15 protein-coding genes and 1 pseudogene are annotated in these 16,428 nt (G+C 61.5%); 6 read left to right on the top strand and 10 right to left on the bottom strand.

Annotated elements, in window-relative coordinates:
* The first annotated feature begins 42 nt into the window (after nucleotides 1-42).
* Together CHB88_RS13245 and CHB88_RS13240 are read left to right on the top strand one after the other, a co-directional pair.
* Nucleotides 43-630, top strand: coding sequence for a hypothetical protein (locus tag CHB88_RS13245; RefSeq protein ID WP_143131262.1), 588 nt, complete (start codon nucleotides 43-45; stop codon nucleotides 628-630).
* Between the two features lie 55 nt (nucleotides 631-685).
* The gene (locus tag CHB88_RS13240) at nucleotides 686-1,063 is read left to right on the top strand and encodes a hypothetical protein (protein ID WP_143131261.1); all 378 of its coding nucleotides are present in this window, start codon (nucleotides 686-688) and stop codon (nucleotides 1,061-1,063) included.
* A gap of 355 nt (nucleotides 1,064-1,418) precedes the next feature.
* On the opposite strand, the gene CHB88_RS13235 is transcribed toward CHB88_RS13240, so the two are convergent.
* The 5 genes and pseudogenes from CHB88_RS13235 to CHB88_RS25995 all read right to left on the bottom strand — a co-directional run.
* Entirely contained in the window at nucleotides 1,419-2,570 is a 1,152-nt protein-coding gene (locus tag CHB88_RS13235; protein ID WP_089399811.1) for a zinc ribbon domain-containing protein, read from the bottom strand.
* Nucleotides 2,571-2,578: 8 nt separating this feature from the next.
* Nucleotides 2,579-3,700, bottom strand: coding sequence for a zinc ribbon domain-containing protein (locus tag CHB88_RS13230; RefSeq protein WP_143131260.1), 1,122 nt, complete (start codon nucleotides 3,698-3,700; stop codon nucleotides 2,579-2,581).
* A gap of 54 nt (nucleotides 3,701-3,754) precedes the next feature.
* On the bottom strand, nucleotides 3,755-4,450 hold the full coding sequence (locus CHB88_RS13225) for a hypothetical protein (RefSeq protein ID WP_089399809.1): 696 nt from the start codon (nucleotides 4,448-4,450) through the stop codon (nucleotides 3,755-3,757).
* A gap of 88 nt (nucleotides 4,451-4,538) precedes the next feature.
* Nucleotides 4,539-5,192: a hypothetical protein gene (locus tag CHB88_RS25615; protein ID WP_143131259.1), complete on the bottom strand. Its 654-nt coding sequence runs from the start codon at nucleotides 5,190-5,192 to the stop codon at nucleotides 4,539-4,541.
* Between the two features lie 627 nt (nucleotides 5,193-5,819).
* Nucleotides 5,820-5,963 (bottom strand): annotated as a pseudogene (locus CHB88_RS25995) (double zinc ribbon domain-containing protein); the annotation flags it as partial.
* Nucleotides 5,964-7,017: 1,054 nt separating this feature from the next.
* Between CHB88_RS25995 and CHB88_RS24485 the strand changes: the two are divergent.
* Both CHB88_RS24485 and CHB88_RS13215 read left to right on the top strand, forming a co-directional pair.
* Entirely contained in the window at nucleotides 7,018-7,251 is a 234-nt protein-coding gene (locus CHB88_RS24485) for a hypothetical protein (protein WP_143131258.1), read from the top strand.
* Between the two features lie 122 nt (nucleotides 7,252-7,373).
* Nucleotides 7,374-8,042 carry a hypothetical protein gene (locus CHB88_RS13215; RefSeq protein WP_143131257.1) on the top strand — a complete coding sequence of 223 codons (669 nt, stop codon included), beginning with the start codon at nucleotides 7,374-7,376 and terminating at the stop codon, nucleotides 8,040-8,042.
* Between the two features lie 45 nt (nucleotides 8,043-8,087).
* Here the strand turns inward: CHB88_RS13215 and CHB88_RS13210 are convergent, their stop codons facing one another.
* From CHB88_RS13210 to CHB88_RS13195, 4 genes are all read right to left on the bottom strand, one after another.
* Nucleotides 8,088-8,747, bottom strand: a complete 660-nt coding sequence (locus CHB88_RS13210; RefSeq protein ID WP_143131256.1) for a hypothetical protein — start codon at nucleotides 8,745-8,747, stop codon at nucleotides 8,088-8,090.
* Between the two features lie 79 nt (nucleotides 8,748-8,826).
* Nucleotides 8,827-9,243: a secondary thiamine-phosphate synthase enzyme YjbQ gene (locus CHB88_RS13205; protein WP_089399805.1), complete on the bottom strand. Its 417-nt coding sequence runs from the start codon at nucleotides 9,241-9,243 to the stop codon at nucleotides 8,827-8,829.
* A gap of 193 nt (nucleotides 9,244-9,436) precedes the next feature.
* Nucleotides 9,437-9,973, bottom strand: a complete 537-nt coding sequence (locus tag CHB88_RS13200; RefSeq protein WP_089399937.1) for a glycine zipper family protein — start codon at nucleotides 9,971-9,973, stop codon at nucleotides 9,437-9,439.
* A gap of 22 nt (nucleotides 9,974-9,995) precedes the next feature.
* Nucleotides 9,996-10,376, bottom strand: coding sequence for a hypothetical protein (locus tag CHB88_RS13195; RefSeq protein WP_089399804.1), 381 nt, complete (start codon nucleotides 10,374-10,376; stop codon nucleotides 9,996-9,998).
* 695 nt (nucleotides 10,377-11,071) lie between these two features.
* Between CHB88_RS13195 and CHB88_RS13190 the strand changes: the two genes are divergently transcribed.
* Together CHB88_RS13190 and CHB88_RS13185 are read left to right on the top strand one after the other, a co-directional pair.
* Complete coding sequence (locus CHB88_RS13190; protein ID WP_089399803.1) at nucleotides 11,072-11,596, top strand: chemotaxis protein CheW; 525 nt, start codon at nucleotides 11,072-11,074, stop codon at nucleotides 11,594-11,596.
* Nucleotides 11,597-11,628: 32 nt separating this feature from the next.
* Complete coding sequence (locus tag CHB88_RS13185; protein WP_089399802.1) at nucleotides 11,629-13,383, top strand: methyl-accepting chemotaxis protein; 1,755 nt, start codon at nucleotides 11,629-11,631, stop codon at nucleotides 13,381-13,383.
* A gap of 461 nt (nucleotides 13,384-13,844) precedes the next feature.
* Here the strand turns inward: CHB88_RS13185 and ilvD are convergent, their stop codons facing one another.
* Nucleotides 13,845-15,707 (bottom strand): dihydroxy-acid dehydratase, encoded by a 1,863-nt coding sequence (gene ilvD, locus CHB88_RS13180; protein WP_089399801.1) that lies wholly within the window; start codon nucleotides 15,705-15,707, stop codon nucleotides 13,845-13,847.
* Nucleotides 15,708-16,428: the final 721 nt, after the last annotated feature.

The following is a 16,428-nucleotide window of genomic DNA, read 5'->3' as shown; positions in this document are numbered from 1 at the left end:
CTTTGCCTGCTTTCAAGCATTGTTCTCGCAGCCTGCGCGAACATGAACAATGCCCAGCAGGGCGCCCTTGTCGGCGCTGGCGCCGGCCTCGGTGCCGGCCTGCTCGCCTCGGAAGTCCTGTGCAACAAGAATGATGTCGCCTGCAGGAACAGGACGATGGCGGCTGGCGCTGTCGTCGGCGCATCGGTCGGGTACATCACCGGCCATGAGCGCGATCTGCAAATCGCCGAGCAGCTTGCCGTCAACCTGCGCGGACAGGGCTATACGGTGCGCACCGAAACTCAGGTGGTCGAGGTTGCGGTGCCAGTGGATTCCCGTACCGGCGCGGAAATCCCGAACGCGCAGCTTGCCGGCGTGCCGAAGGAAATGGTGGTGAACAAGCCGAAGAAGGTCAATGCGATCAAGAGCCTGACAGTGGTGCCGAAGAACCCGCACGATGGCAATGAAAGAATGCGCCTGAGCCGGGAACTGCTTGCATCAGCCGGTCGGATGAGCGGCAGGACGCAGCTGATCGTGGCCGTACCCTCCAACAAGCGGGAGCGGCAGGAACTTACGGCGCTCGCACGGGAAAAGAATGCGGTCGTGCGCGAGGACAGGGCAGCCAGCGGTGTGACCCTGGCCGCATTGTGAAGCGCTTCGTCAATCCGCCGGTCGATTGCCGGCGACTTTCGAGGAGGGCATTGCCATGATTGGGCCGAACAGAACCGAACCGGCGGGCAAGGCTAACCTCGGCGACTTCGTGCGCGAATATGTGCTTCCCTACAATACGCTGTTTGCGTTTTCTTCCTTTACCGCTGCCGCCTGCGGTTACCTGTCGTCCGCTTTGCTGGTGTTGCTCGCGCTGACGCTGGCCGTGGCGGTGTGCCAGCTTGTCGTCCTCGATCTGTGGGCTCGCAAGGAAATGGCTGAGCTCATCCATGCCCGCCCGGGACGCGCGGCAAGCGTGGCGCAACTCTTGTGGCGCAGTCCGCAGGCGTCTCTTTTCTCATCGTCGGTCTTCTGGGCGATCGTCGCGATCGCCGGCGGGGTAGGCGTGTACGCCTGGACGACGGCCATCGCCTGAATCTGTCGAGGTTGGCGGGATTGGCGAATCGAGGCCATCATGGGCACGCAATTTATCGAGTCCAGGGAGGAAAGCGTTCAATTTCATTCAACGCGACTTGCCTTGGGATTGCCGGATAAGTCTTGCCGAAGGTTCCCTGGACAAAGGCTGGGAAGTTATTGATGTTTTGATGACGGCGCGAGTTCGCAAATCGCTCAAGTGCGCAATCTCGCCGGCATACGGAAGCCCCGGGTTCTGCCGACCCTGTCAGCGGTCGTTCCGTCATGATTGGCTGCAGAATATTGCGATCGTCAACCCGGAAGAAGCAGATGCGGACCGGCGAAGTGCCGCCTCCTGCCGGCACCCGCCAACCCGCTTACTGTACTCGCGACAGCCTGATGCTGCCGAGGCCCATGTCGAAAGCCACCGTGTCCGAATCGATGATCTTGAAGGTCAGGCCGCCGCCAGGGCCGTTCTCCAGCGTCACTGTCACCAAGTCGCCATTGACTTCATAAGTTGCCTTGGTGGTGCGGCCATTGTCGATGAAGCCATCCCGCGTGAATTCAAGCACGGCGACGCCCGTAGGATCGCGCCACTTGCCGATCAACGGATTGGAGCCGCCAAATGAAAAGAATTTCTTCAAGGTCGCCATGATGCCTCCCGAGGCTGCGGCGGACGAGGTCGCCGTCTCGGCCTTGAAGCCACTCAGCATGCCGCCCATGGGTTCCTTGCCGATGCCTTCGCCTGCAAGCTTGCGCTCCGTGGCATAGTCGACCACTTGCCATTTTTTATCCTTGATGGCCAGCGGCAGTTCCACCCGTCGCTGCAGCACCGGACTTTGCGCCAAGATGGTTTCCCGCTGCGCCGATTTTTGCAGCCAGGCTTCCTCGTCGCTGATCTTCAGTTTGGCGCTGGCATGGGCCATCGGGGTCGATCCGCTTTTATTCACCCGGTCGAAGCCTTGCACTTCCGTGGCGGCCAGTTTTGACCCCAGGCATAGCCGGTCATTGCGCACCGATTTCTTGCCAGTCTCCGACATCGTGTAAACATACTGCGTCTGCGACACAAAGCTGCCGACGACTTCCGCCGCCGGTGGGGCGAACACGCCGGCATTCACCAGCAGGTCCATCCACTTGCGGGTGACGGCATCGTATTCGGCCACCCGGATCGGCTTGCCGGGATTGTATGGAAGGTTCCCGAGGCAGAGCACCTGATCGTTGGCGACGCCGCGACCCGCATAGAACGCATCGATTGCACGCGTGAAGGCGGCCTCCGAAGCACCCTCCGGTGCGAGCAGGTAGGCCGCTGCGCCGCCGCCTGCGCCGAGCACCGCCAGCGCAATGCCGCCGATGATCAGCCCGCGACGGCCGACGGTAACAGGAAGCCGCGTTGCGGCCACCGCGGATGCAGAAGAGGGCGAGGCGGCTGCCGGGCCAACGGCGGACCGGTTGAGCGCATTGCCGCAGCCGTCGCAGAACGCGGCGTCTTCAGCCGCGGGGGTGCCGCATCGAGTGCAGAAGCTGGCCATGGCTGCTCCTACTTCAGCTTGTGGCCGCAATGGCCGCAGAACACATCATCGGGCGTCACCATGCCGTGGCAGGAAGGGCAGGCCGGTAAGCCGGCTGCGGCCGGTCCGGCAGCGGCGGTAGCCAGCGGTGCTTGGGGCGCCAACTGGCGCGCCCGCTCGCGCGCTTCCTCTGCCTTGCGGCGTACCGTCTGCAGCCCGCCCTCAAGCTGGGCTTCGGCCTTTGAAAAATCGATTCCATTGGCTGCGCCGACATAAATCACGCACAGGCCCTTGGTGTACATCAGCACCGGCACCACCGCCGCCAGCGCCAGCAGAAAGCCGCCGCCGATGCCGCCGGCAATCAGGTAACCCGAACCGCCGCCCATGCCCGACATGCCGCCCACCAGACCGGCAACGAAATTCATGCCGCCGATGTTGAGGATGCCGGCCGACATGCCGGAGACGCTCATCATGCCGCTGGAGACGATACCCATCAGCACGGCGGCGACGAACATCACGATCATGCCGAGAATGAACTGCTGGATGATCACCGGCACCAGCTTGTGTCGGGCAATTCCATTGAGCCGGGCCACCACCTGCATCAGGCTGCTGCCGGACCAGACGGCGGGACCCGCCAGCGGGAACATAATGAAGAACAGGGCGAACAGGCAAACGCCCATGATGATGGCTGTTACCGGCAGAACGACAGTGAACAGGATCGGCCCGAGGAAAGGAATCTTGCAGACGAACAGGACGACGGCGATGACCAACACGATCCCCAGCAGGATCAGCCCCTCCAGCAGCATCACGCCAGCCAGCCGGTGGCTGCTGAACAACGAAAGCAGCACCGCGTCCTTCATCGACACGGCCGGCTGCTGCTCCACCTGCCGCATCAGCAGGATGCCGACGGCGTTCAGTCCATAGAAGGTAACGACCATCGCGAGCAGCCCGCCGATGGCGCCGAGGCCGAAGCTGCCGGCGCTGGCCCCCATCGCGCTGAACAGCCCGAAGAGGGCGATGGCGGCGATAAAGGTAATGCCAAGCAGGCCGATGGCCCGCACGTTGCGATAGGCGTCGGTGACGCCGAGCAGGGAATCGAACACGGACATTAGCGCGCCGGAGGGCTGAGTGCTGGCGTTTTCAGTAGACATGGCTTTCCTCGGTTGGGTGGGGTTTCTGAGCATGGGCAGCGGATATTGCGGGCATCAGCGAGCCAATGCCAAGGTCGCAGCGCCTTCCTCCTGCGCCCGGACGATCTGCAGACGGCCCTCCCTGGCATTCACTTTCTCGCCGTTCAGATAAAGCGCCGTCTTCACCGGATACACGCCTTGCGGTACACCCTGCGGCATCGGGATGGTGAAGCCGCCCTGGAAGGCGCCGCTGCCGCTAGTGCCGGCGACCGGCTTGCGCACCGTCTTGAGCAGCTTGCCGTCCGGATGGTAGAGCGACATTTCTTCTTCAAGCTTGGGCGCGGCGTCATTGCGGCCTTGAATGATCTCGATGTAGGAAACCGTCTTGGCCTGCTGGCCCGGCCTGATCGCCTTCGGGTTCACTTGGGTGTCGTACTTCACCAGCGTGCTCTTTTCCGGCAGTTGGCCCTTGTTAGCCGTCTTGTAGTCGTCTTGAACCTGCTTGGCCGATTTCACCTGTTCCGCCTGGTAGTTCACCACCATGCAGGCAATGGCGCCCAAGCCGGCGCCGATGGCTGCTCCCTTCGCAGAATCGCCGATCAGCACGCCGAGCGCGGCGCCGATGCCGGCGGTGACGGCGGCATTGCATTCTGAACCGTTGACGACGCTGCCAACTTCGCTGCTGCCATTTGGCGTGGCGCAGCCGGCGGCGAGCATCGCCACGGCGATGATGGTTGCGACCGGCTTGCTTGTCGCGGCGAATGGTTTCATGAATCCTCCTGTTGGATGAGTGAGCGCTCCGGGCGGCAGCCAATGCGGCATCTGCCGGCGGAGCGTTGTCTTGTTGTTTTGATTGGGGCTACTTGATCTCGATTTCGCTGAGCGCCTTCTCCTGTGCTTCCCTGGCGCGGCGCTGCAGGTCGAGCGCCTGACCATTGCGCGGATCGAGGCGAAGGGCTGCCTTGGCGCTGCTGATGCTGCAGTCAAACTTCTTGCGCTTGAAGCAGTCCGCCCCTTCGTCGAGACTCGCTTGCACGGCCGCGAGTGTCTCCGGGGATTTACCTGCGGTCTCCTTGCCTGTCATCGGCTTTGCGGGCGCGGTTGGCAAGGATGGTACGGGTACCGGCTTGGCCGCCGCTGGCGCCTTCTCAAGGGATGGAGCGGATGGCGCTGCGGTTGCGGTCGGCGTGGATTCGGGTGCGGCCTTCGGGGAGGCAAGCTTTTCGCCGGATGCCGGGGCTGTGGGAGCGGCTTCCGCGGCAGGTGCGGCGGGTGCGGCAGGCGTAGCAGGTGCGATAGCCGGCATGGCGGGTTCAAGCTCCGTCGGCGCCTTGGCTTCCGCAGGAGACGGCGACAACGTGCCGCCGGGCGGCGTGCTGTCCACGGCCGGCGAGGCCGCGGGGACGGCGGCAGCCTCCGTCGCGGCAGGCTTTCCAGCGGTGCCGCGCATCTTCCAGATCGCACCGCCCGCCGCGCCGGCGATGACGACAGCGATCAGGATGCCCTTGACCATCCGGCCGCTGCCCCCAGGTCGAGACGGTCCCGTTGCGGACGGCACTTCGCCGGGCGACGGCTGGGCAGCGGCGGCAGAAGATTCGGCCATAGCGGCGGCATCCCGGGATTCTATTGACTCTGGAGCTTCCGGGGCTTCTGGAGCTTCCGGGGCTTCTGGGGCTTCCGGGGCTTCCGGGGCTTCCGGGGCTTCCGGGGCTTCCGGGGCTTCCGGGGCTTCCGGGGCTTCCGGGGCTTCCGGGGCTTCTGAGACCTCTAGGGTTTCTGGGGCTTCTGTGAGGGGAGCCTCGGCGGCGGCGTTTGTTGTCTCCGGCTCCAGCGCGGTAGGTACCACAGGTGGCTGTTCCGGCGCCGTTTCAGGCGCAATGTCGGCCACTGATCGCGCGAACATCGTCGCGTCCGCAAGCGATGCTTCCGCTGGCCGCGCTGGTGTAGGCTCTTTGAGGGCAACTGTCTCCGTGATTGCCTCCGCAACCACGCCTGCAGGCTCGGTCACAACGTCGGCGACAGCGCCATGTCTACCCTGGATCGGAGCGGCCTGCCAGGAGCCAGCATCGACATGGGGCTCGGTCGGTTCGGCTGCCTTGGCACGACTCAGGGTGTCGGCAAATGAATGACCGCATTTACCGCAGAATTTGCTCTCCGCCCTGCAGCCGTTTCCGCAATCGGGACAAACTTTCTCCGGCACCGGCCTCGCAGCCATGGCCGCTCCGCATCCGCGGCAGAACTTCGCGTCCTCCCGGTTTTCACTTGCACATGACTCACATTTCACACGCTTTCCCTTCCCTGAAATTGCAGACCGAAGAACGTTTGCCGAGCGACCAGCCGAAGAACATCCCGGTGTTTTCAAGGCCTTTATCGCACTTAGGCAAGTGCGTGCAGCGGCTAACGATGTTGCATAATATAAATTACTTTATTGCATTTTTGCGAAAACGCAATTATCCATAAGGTAATTTCTTTTTGGAAATACTTAGTTCAGGGTATTTTTACTTCTCCATCGGCAGAAATTGGAACGTAAATATGGCTGGCTTTCCGTCATCTTCGACTAAGCGGCCATCTCTAAACGGGAATTACCGATACTCCGCTTGGCAGAGCGCGTTCGGTTGAAGATGGCAATGGGAGCGGCAAGACGCGCCGGAGGCTGAGGCGGTTCCGATGCAATCTCGACGGATTGAGCGGTACAGAAGGAGGTGAAGGAAGTGAAGCGGCTGGTTGCGCCAGAAGCACACGGTGGGCAGGGCCGGGACACAAGGCTGTCTCGATGACGGCTCCCTGGTACGCAGCCTGTACAGTCATGCAATTAGGGGGGTCTTTCCTTGCCGGTGCCAAGGTCGCTTTCTGCCTAATGATGGCAAGCAGATCCGGAGCACCAGCGGTGCGTTTCCGCGGGGTCAACGGTGCGGATCAATTGCCTTTCTCCTGGTCGGGCTGCGAACGCGCTGGGCGGGAACGTCTCAACAAGACCCGGCTCATGTGTAGTCAGTAATGAGACTATCAATGTGAGCGGATTGTTGAATCCTCGGCCATTGGGAAAATCGTGAATGCGGTGGCGGCCGGCAGCTGAATGTAACCGCATATCCGTAGCGGTGCTGCAATAGGGTCTCAACGCAGGAAGCGCATTGCAGACGAATGGTCTTGGCAGCCCCTTCACTTTCCCGGCATTGCCCTCTTGTCGGGCAATGCAGACATCAAATTTTCCTCTTTCGCCTTGAACACCGCGTCATAAGATCAATCGGTTGCCTGGTTGCCACGCGCTGAGTTGAACCCACCCTTTGACATGGTAGATTGGTCTCAATCAATGCATCGCAAGGGACCCAATGAGCTTGATGGCCTTCGCACAATCTCAATATTCGGTACCGTTTTCGTATGGATTTTGGGCCTTGGGCGATCGCGGATCGATCAGCGGAAGAAGATCAGCCGTTTTTTCAGCTCAATCAGGGCGACATCATCATCAAACGGCGCAGCGTTGGCACTTGGATACTTTCAAAGTTCTAGCGCAGCAACGGGCGATGTTCCAGAAGCGCCTCGCCATGACCCCGGCTGAAAGGATCAAAGATTGAGTCTGAACGAAATTATGGGAAAGTGGTGGAAAGCCAATTCCGAGCATCTTGAAAATCGATGCTTCAACCTACCCGCCTTCCTGCCGCAGGTCGCAGCAACGCTCTGGTAAGACGGAATTCCCATGCCGACCATCACCGCTGCGATTGACGAACTCTACGCTGCCTTTTCGTCGGTGCCCAAGCCCCGCAAGATAAACGCATGTCCATGCTGCGTGCCGGGCGCAACGGTTTGTATATTGCTTTCAACTTCATTGCGCAACCTGACCCCGGCAGCACTTTCTGGCTATGCGGCGTCAGCACTGTTGACTTCGGGATCCAAGGAAGACTTTCAATATTTTTTCCCGCGCCTGCTTGACATGGCCATCGTGAAAGAAGATTGGTGGATGGATCGCGAAATGATATTGAGCAGGCTTGCGCTCGCGTCGTGGGAGACTTGGAGTCCAGGCCAGAAGCTCGCCGTCACCAATGCCATCAATGCGGCGTTTGAACTAGACCTGCGAGAAGCTGCCAGCGCCGCTCACGACGCGGATGCTTGGCTTTGCGGTCTCTCGCTGGCCAAGGCAGACGTCCTGCCTTTTCTGGAAATATTGCTCCGCCCCGAAAACGAAAGAACGCTCCTGGCTTATTACGAACTTAATGCATTTCATCTTCAAAAGGGAAAGCTCCAGAATGCCTTTTGGGATGGAAACCGCGATGCCCAGACCGTCATCCTCCGATGGTTTGGGTCGAAGGAAGTGCTGCACGCCGTCGATAACCAACATCAGCGGTGCTACGGAATGCCTTTAAAGTGAGGCGGTTTGTGTAGCCGTCGTCCTGTGCGAACGTCGTTTGCATTGTCATTCATTCGTCAAAGCATCCAGATCGAGCGGCCTTGCACGTATGGTGTAAGCCAGCCCTGCATCCCTCGCTTGCGCCAGTCCCTGCTGGACCGCCGCCGTCGCCCACCGCAAGCTCAGCTCATCCGACTTGCCGGACAGGGTGGCATGCCCCTCCTTGGCATAGAGTTCCTTCATCCCGGCGCAATGCGGCGGCAAGCTGGCTGCCATGTTTCCGCTGTACTCCTTCATTGCGGCCGCGAACTTTGCGAGGCAGTTGGCGGTGCCCGGCATGGCGCTGCGCGCGGCCAGTTTCTGCAGGCGCTCCAGGGCGGCTCCCGAGCTGTAATTGGCTGCCATGCGGCCGCTGCCGGGCGCATCCGAAATCAGCGTGGCTGGCAGCGCGGAGGTCAGCAGCATCATGCGTTCGAAAGCCGCTGCGCGCATCGGGACCGGCAGGCGCATTACCTGGTTTTCCAGCGTTTCGATTCGGGGCGGCTGGTTGGCGCGGGAGGTGGGCGCCGCTTTCCCGTGATGTTTGTTTCCCTTGGCCGATGCGCTCTTGGTGGCGCCGTGGGAAACAGCAGACGTGTGCCGTACCGACGGCGAGGCCGTAGCGGCCGGACCGGCGACGATCGACAGGGCAAGCAGACTGCCCAGAAACGCTGCGGGAATTGGCATGGCGAACATTCGATTCGAATCGACGCGTGTTCAAGCTTCGACCCGTCCTGCCATCGACAGTTGCCGACATCCGCTGCCTTCAAGTCCCAATCACGGTGACGACGACACTGCGTCGCTGGGATGACGTCCGGTGTTCCCACAAAAAAATCCCCTGCCAAGTGCCGAGCAGCAACCGGCCCGCACCGACCGGCACGGTCAATCCGGTGTCGGTCAACACGCTACGGATATGCGCCGCCATGTCGTCCGGCCCTTCGAGGTCATGCCGGTATTGCGGATCGCCATCCGGGGCAAGGCGCTTCAGCACGTCTTCCAGGTCCCGCCGCACATCCGGATCGGCATTCTCGGTAATGGCGAGGGAGCAGCTTGTGTGCTGCACGAAGACATGGACGAGTCCGCATTGAACGCCGGACTGCGCAACGACGTCAGCGACGGCACTGCTGATGTCGCGGGTGCTGCGTCCCGCGGTCTTGAATTCAAGGATGCGTTGATGTGTCATGCCCAACCTTGTTGATTCCGGATGTGTCAGGGCTGAGCCGGCGGCGTTGCCCCCGTCCGGCTTCGGGGTCGATTCGACCGCGCATTGCAGGAAACCGATTTCCAGGTCCGCTGCCGGCCGCCGGCAGCGCGTCTCGAAACGTTATGAGCGCGACACGATCAGCCCAGCGGGGACATCGATAGCCGCGTTCGTTTCAGCTCCTGGGCGCCGGCGTGCCCGGCGGCGGTGGGGGAATCGGCACACCGGCGCCTGCCGGTGGCGTCGGCGCGTACCGGGGCGCATACAAGCCTCCGGCCGAGGCGCGCTCATAGACCGGGATGCGGTGTCCCTTGGCATACATGCATTGGGAGTAAGCCATGTCGTATCGGCGCTGGGTGCCGTAATACGATTGGCTTGCCGTCCCGGTGCCGGCCAGACTGCCCATGAGCAGTCCGGCGCCCGCGCCGACGCCGGCTCCCTGGCCGCCGTTGATGGCGGCGCCTGCCACTGCGCCGATGGCGGTGCCGGCAACGGCGCTGCGCACGCCGCTGTCGTTCGCATTGGCGGACGGACCCGTGCCGCCGAGTTGCGCGATCACGTACTGGCGGCACTCGCCGTCGTCGGCGCGGAACTGGTCAAGGCTCTTGCCGGTGCCGGGCAGGACCATGATGCTGGGGCCGTCAGGAACGGTGGCGCAACCGGCCACCAGGCTTGCAAGCAGAAATGGAAACAGCGATACAGGTATCTTCATGGTCATCCTTCAATGCCTTGCTTCAAGGCTGGGCCGGAGCGGGCGTTACCGCCCGCCAGCCGCCGGAACATTCCTTGACATAAGGGTAGTAGCCATCGGGGCTGCCGCAGTAGTACCAGTATCCCGGCTGCATGCCGGGTGGCGCGCTGGACACATCCCCGGCGGCGCCCGGCGCGGTCTGAGCTTGTTCGACATACACCGGCGGCGTGGCGGGCAGGACCGCCACGGGCGGGTAAACATAGGCATAGGGGTAATAGGGCCGCGGATACCATCCCCAGCCGTAGGCAGGGCCGACATAGACGCCGACCCGTGCTCCATGGCGGTGTCCGTGCGCCCATGTTGGGCCCGGCAAACTCGCCAGCAGCGGTACCCCAAGCAGTAATGCAGCAAATCTCTTTTTCATGGCAGTTGATCTCAAGTTCAAATATCCGGCGGGCTTGCGCCGGAAAGAGCGAGCCAGCATTGGGTTGCCGACTTGGCCGACCGAAGACGAAACCCTTTCGATTCGGTCCGGTGATTTTTAGGACTCTCTAAAGAAGATTAGACGAGCGCAATGTAACAACATGTTGTGGACTATGTAACCGCCGGAAAATCGTGTAACGATTTGTAAGTAAGGTCTGTTGTCGTTTAGAGGCGATATGAAACACGCCTTGATCCATCTTATGGAATTGGCTGGTATGAGCAACATTGCAGTGCAAGGCGTTTCAACATGTTGCAAGAATCTAACAGATTGATGCCAGCCATGTACTCTGTCAGACAGGTGCAAAGCAGGGGCGCGTCAGCGCGCATGGCACCTCGGCTTCCTCACAAGGATGCTGCCGCCACGCTGGGTACCAGCGTGTTCAAGGAAAACAGGAGTGTAGTAAATGCATAAAGATGGCTTTTCCTAATTCCAACACCACCCTATAATCACCCAAGTTTCCCAAAGGAAACTTGGGTGATTTCGATACGATCGGCAAAACATTCCGGTTCTTCCGAAAACGTAGCTGTTGAACGCCCAATGTGACCCGCGGAAGGCCCTAACTTTTGCATTTCTGTACGACGGCGGACCACCACGGCACCGGTTTCCGGGGCTGACCCTTTAATTTTAGGTCTCACATGGCAAACCATCCTAAACAGCAAGAATCGGCAACCCAAGGCCAGGACGCCTTATCGGGGTCGACGGAGCGGCATGACGGCGAGTTTCTCGCCTTCACCCTCGGCGCCGAAGAATACGGCATCGCCATTCTCAAGGTGCAGGAGATCCGCGGCTATGAAAGCGTGACCCGGATCGCGAATGCCCCCGACTACATCAAGGGGGTCATCAATCTGCGGGGCCTGATTGTGCCCATTCTCGACATGCGCATCCGGTTCGGCATCGGCACGCCGAGCTACGACCAGTTCACGGTCGTCATCATTCTCAACATCGGGCAGCGCGTGGTCGGAATGGTGGTGGACAGCGTTTCCGACGTCATCACGCTGAGCCCGGAGCACATCAAGCCCGCGCCGGAAATGGGCGGCGCCCTGAATACCGATTACCTGATCGGACTTGGCACCCTGGATGAGCGCATGCTCATTCTGGTCGACATCGACCGGCTGATATCCGAATCCGAACTTGGCCAGCCCCAGCAGCTGGCCGCCTGACGCATCACCGTGTACAACCAAGGGGAGCAAACATGAAACTGTCCGATCTGAAAATCGGTACCCGCCTTTATGCCGGCTTTGGCGCCATCGTCGTGATCCTGGCGATCCTGATCGTTGCCGCCTACGTCAATTTCGCCAAACTGGGCGAGGCCAATGGCATCAACATCCATACCTACCAGGTGCTGGGTGAAGTGAATGGCGCGCTGGAGAGCCTGATCAACATCGAAACCGGCGAACGCGGCTTCGCGCTCACCGGCAAGGATGCGTCGCTCGAGCCCTACAATAACGGCAAGTCCAACTTTCTCAAGCATATCGAAAAGGCCAAGTCGCTGACTGCCGACAATCCCAAGCAACAGGAACGGCTGAAGCAGCTGGCCGATGCCCAGCAGAAGTGGCTAGCGGATGCGATCGATCCGGTCATCAAGCTGCGCCGCGCGTCGGGCGATGCCAACATGGCGCCCGTGGTCGCCGCCGAGCAGGAAGGCAAGGGCAAGTCGGGCATGGACCGCATGCGTGGCCTGATCAATGACATCGAAAGCGAGGAAGCCTCGCTGCTCGATCAGCGCGCCAAGCACGCGGCCGAACTGCAGTCCACGATGTCGGCCACCTTGATCGGCGGCGGCGTGGTCGCCGCGATGCTGGCTGCCCTTCTGGCCTTCTGGCTGGCACGGAACATCACCGGTCCGCTGCGAGAAGCGGTGGCACTGGCCAAGCAAGTGGCGCAGGGCGACCTCACGGCGCGCCTGGAAGTGAAATCCAAGGATGAAACCGGCGAGTTGCTCGCCTCGTTCAAAGAAATGAACGAGTCCCTGGTGCGCGTCGTTTCCCAAGTGCGGTCCGGCACCGACACCATCGCCACCGCCTCGACGCAGATCGCCTCCGGCAACCAGGATCTGTCGTCGCGCACCGAAGAGCAGGCCAGCTCGCTGGAAGAGACCGCATCGTCGATGGAAGAACTGACCTCGACGGTCAAGCAGAACGCCGACAATGCGCGTCAGGCGAATGCGCTGGCAAGTTCCGCTTCCGACGTTGCCATCCGCGGCGGCGCGGTGGTGTCCAAGGTGGTCGACACGATGGGCTCGATCAACGAGTCGGCGAAGAAGATCGTCGACATCATCGGCGTCATCGACGGCATCGCCTTCCAGACCAACATCCTGGCCTTGAATGCGGCGGTGGAAGCGGCCCGCGCCGGCGAGCAGGGCCGCGGCTTCGCGGTGGTAGCGTCCGAAGTGCGCAGTCTGGCCCAGCGCTCGGCCAATGCCGCCAAGGAGATCAAGGCGCTGATCAACGACTCGGTGGAAAAAGTGGAAGTCGGCAGCCAGCTGGTCGATGAAGCCGGAAACACCATGGAAGAGGTGGTGTCCAGCGTCAAGCGCGTGTCCGACATCATCGGTGAAATCGCCGCGGCCAGCGATGAGCAGCGCGCCGGCATTGAACAGGTGAACCAAGCCATCACCCAGATGGATCAAGTGACCCAGCAGAATGCGGCCCTGGTGGAACAGGCAGCGGCGGCGGCGGAGTCGCTGCAGGAGCAGGCGGGCAGCCTGTCGCGGGTGGTCAGCGTGTTCAAGCTCGATGCCAGCCAGGCAGCGATGATCAAGCCGGCTCAGCCAAAACGTCAGCCGGTGGTGAAAGCGCCGGCCGCGCCGACCCGCGCCGTTGCCACCACGCCGACCCGTGCCGTCCGCAGTGCACCGGCGGCGGGCGAGCGGGCGCCGCGTGCGCTGGCCAATCCCGAGCGTACCCCGCCGGCTGCCGGTTCCGGCGAAGATTGGGAAAGCTTCTAAAAAGGATCACCCGCGCCGGAAAGCTGTTCTAAGCCGACGCGGGCAAGATCGGTTCACATAAAGGAGGCGCGCGCCGCCTCCTGCCGTCTCCAACCCTGCAGGCGCGGGATTAAGACCTCGACGGTCGGCGCAGCGGGCACATCCCAGGTTTTCGCGAGCGGGAAGCTGGACCTTCCGATAGCGCGCCGGCCAGTCATCACCCGGTAGCCGGCGACTCACCCAACGGGTTCCTGCCGGGATCCTTCAACGACGAGCAGGCAGTGCCATCAGCTCGGCAAAATCGCCGCAAATCGCCGCAAGCTGGGTCGCCGGCCAGGTGGCCGTAGTCGCCGTTTTCTCGAAGATCGCAAGTATTCCACGCAGATTCGGGTGCATCACACCGGCGGATCTGCGAGTCTCATTCAGAACCGGTGGACCGGCACCCTCGCTCCGGTTAGGAAAGAGGGTGCCGACTGCCGTGCTCAGCGCTTCAGCTGGGACAGATCGCGCACCGCGCCGCGATCCGCGGAGGTGGTCAGCGCCGCATACGCTTGCAGCGCCTGCGAGACGACGCGCTCGCGCTTCACCGGCTGCCAGGCATCGCGGCCGAGGGCTTCCATCGCTGCTCGGCGGCGGGCGAGTTCCTCGCTCGAGACGCGCAGGTTGATGGTGCGCGCCGGGATGTCGATGTCGATCAGGTCGCCTTCCTCCACCAGGCCGATGGCGCCGCCTTCCGCCGCCTCGGGCGAGGCATGGCCGATCACGAGGCCGGACGAGCCGCCGGAGAAGCGGCCGTCGGTGAACAGCGCGCAGGCCTTGCCGAGGCCCTTGGACTTGATGTACGAGGTCGGATAGAGCATTTCCTGCATGCCCGGGCCGCCCTTCGGACCTTCGTAGCGGATCACCACGACGTCGCCCGCCTGCACCGTATCGCCGAGAATGCCTTCGACCGCCGCATCCTGGCTTTCGAACACCCGCGCCTTGCCGGAGAACTTCAGGATGCTTTCATCCACGCCCGCCGTTTTCACGATGCAGCCCTTCTCCGCGATGTTCCCGTACAGCACGGCGAGGCCGCCATCTTGTGAGTACGCATGCTCGCGGTTGCGGATGCAGCCTTCCTTGCGGTCGAGGTCGGCCTGCTCGTAGCGCTCGGATTGCGAGAAGGCGACCTGGGTCGGTACGCCGCCCGGCGCGGCGCGGAACAGCTTGTGCACCGCCGGATCGTCGCTGCGCAGGATGTCGTACTTTTCGATGGCTTCAGCCAGCGACTTGCTGTGCACCGTCGGCAGCGATGTGTCGAGCAAGCCGGCGCGCGCCAGTTCGCCGAGGATGGCGATGATGCCGCCGGCGCGGTGCACGTCCTCGATGTGATACTTGTTCGTCATCGGCGCCACCTTGCACAGGCAGGGCACCTTGCGCGAGATGCGGTCGATGTCGGCCATCGTGAATTCGACCTGCGCTTCATGCGCCGCCGCCAGCAGGTGCAGCACGGTATTGGTGGAGCCGCCCATGGACACGTCCAGCGTCATCGCATTCTCGAAGGCCGCCTTGCTGGCGATGCTGCGGGGCAGGACGGAGTAGTCATCCTGCTCGTAATGGCGCTTCGCCAGTTCGACGATGAGCCGGCCGGCTTTCAGGAACAGTTCCTTGCGGTCGGCATGGGTGGCGACGATGGTGCCGTTGCCCGGCAGCGAAAGGCCCAGGGCTTCCGTCAGGCAGTTCATCGAGTTCGCGGTGAACATGCCGGAGCAGGAACCGCAGGTAGGGCAGGCCGAACGCTCGGCCTCGGCCACGTCGGCGTCCGAAACGGTCGGGTCGCCGGCCTTGATCATCGCGTCGATCAGGTCGAGCTTGATGACCTTCTTGTCATCGTTGACGACCTTCAGCACTTTGCCCGCTTCCATCGGGCCGCCCGACACGAACACCACCGGAATGTTCAGGCGCATCGCGGCCATCAGCATGCCTGGCGTGATCTTGTCGCAGTTGGAGATGCACACCATCGCATCGGCGCAGTGGGCGTTGACCATGTACTCGACCGAATCGGCGATCAGGTCGCGCGAGGGCAGCGAGTACAGCATGCCGCCATGACCCATCGCGATGCCGTCGTCCACGGCGATGGTATTGAATTCCTTCGCCACGCCGCCGGCCGCCTCGATCTCGCGCGCCACCAGCTGCCCGAGGTCTTTCAGGTGCACATGACCCGGAACGAACTGGGTGAAGGAGTTGACGACGGCGATGATGGGCTTGTCGAAGTCGCCATCCTTCATGCCGGTGGCGCGCCACAAGGCGCGCGCGCCGGCCATGTTGCGGCCTTGGGTGGTGGTGTGGGAGCGGTAGGTGGGCATCTTGGGGTTCCTGGAGTTAGCAGAAGTGGGAAGTCCAGGAGGGTGCCGTTGGATGGTAGATTTGTCCAATATATTATTTAATAGTCTGTGATTTGGTATGCATATCAAATCCATTCTGACGTTAAATGATATTCATTGAAGAGAAAGGCTGTTGTGAAGGCAAGCCTAGTGAATAGCAGTCGTCCCTTTTACCTCAAGGCGGCTGAAACTGAGCGTGTTTATGTAAGAAGGCCAGATAAAGGAAAGGCTGCTGCAGCGGTATGACTTTCGGACTATTGGCGAGATGCCCTGCCTGTGAATTCCAAATATGGTCTACTGCTGTAGTTGCGTGGAGTACGCGCGTCCAGTCAATACGCATGACGTCGCATCCATGACGGCGCTTGCAATACCCGTTGTTGCTCGGGAGGTTTGACGTTTGGCTGCAGCAACGTCGAATGAGTGCTGAAAGTCGAAAGAGAAACCCTTTATATGAATCGAATGATCAGCAGATTGCAGCCTTTCTAGCTAAACGTTGTTGGTTGAAATAGCACTAATAATTTCGACCATGCAGAGGGGCGCCTAGAAGCGTTTATCTCGGCGCCACCCCGATTGTTCAACGCGTGAGCCGTCTCTCCATTTCTAGAGAAAGCGGATTAATAACGAGTCAAAGCAAGTTAGAGATCTCTAGAATTGAAACGTGACACGAACTTACGTCAGCGGGTGGGACCACTGCCACGGTTCG

The organism is Noviherbaspirillum humi (assembly GCF_900188095.1).
Lineage (GTDB): Bacteria > Pseudomonadota > Gammaproteobacteria > Burkholderiales > Burkholderiaceae_D > Noviherbaspirillum > Noviherbaspirillum humi.
The sequence above is the reverse complement of the archived record's forward strand: the minus strand, read 5'-3'. Positions and strand labels throughout refer to the sequence as shown.